Raw genomic sequence first — 322 nt, 5'->3', positions numbered from 1 at the left:
GATCAGGTAGTTGCTGTAGATCTGTCGACTCCTTCAATGCTATCATTTCCTTTGATATTGGATCATAGATATCCCCGAGTCCTTCAATGCTATCATTTCCTTTGATATTGGATCATAGATATCGTACCGAGAAACTAGTGCGAAGTAGTGATCAGGTATTGCTGTTAGATATCCCCGAGTCCTTCAATGCTATCATTTCCTTTGATATTGGATCATAGATATCGTACCGAGAAACTAGTGCGAAGTAGTGATCAGGTATTGCTGTTAGATATCCCCGAGTCTTTCAATGCTATCATTTCCTTTGATATTGGGGGCTCAGGTA

Annotated in this window: 2 protein-coding genes; both read right to left on the bottom strand. The window is 40.4% G+C overall.

The annotated features are described in order from the left end of the window. Positions 1-42: 42 nt before the first annotated feature. Positions 43-159, bottom strand: a complete 117-nt coding sequence (locus BCA33_RS20390) for a hypothetical protein (RefSeq protein WP_230682221.1) — start codon at positions 157-159, stop codon at positions 43-45. Then, entirely contained in the window at positions 152-259 is a 108-nt protein-coding gene (locus tag BCA33_RS20385) for a hypothetical protein (RefSeq protein WP_234006895.1), read from the bottom strand. Before BCA33_RS20385 ends, BCA33_RS20390 begins: the two co-directional genes overlap by 8 nt. Positions 260-322 lie beyond the last annotated feature (63 nt).

The organism is Marinobacter sp. AC-23 (genome assembly GCF_001858325.1).
Taxonomy (GTDB): domain Bacteria; phylum Pseudomonadota; class Gammaproteobacteria; order Pseudomonadales; family Oleiphilaceae; genus Marinobacter.
This window is presented reverse-complemented; position numbering and strand designations above follow the sequence as displayed.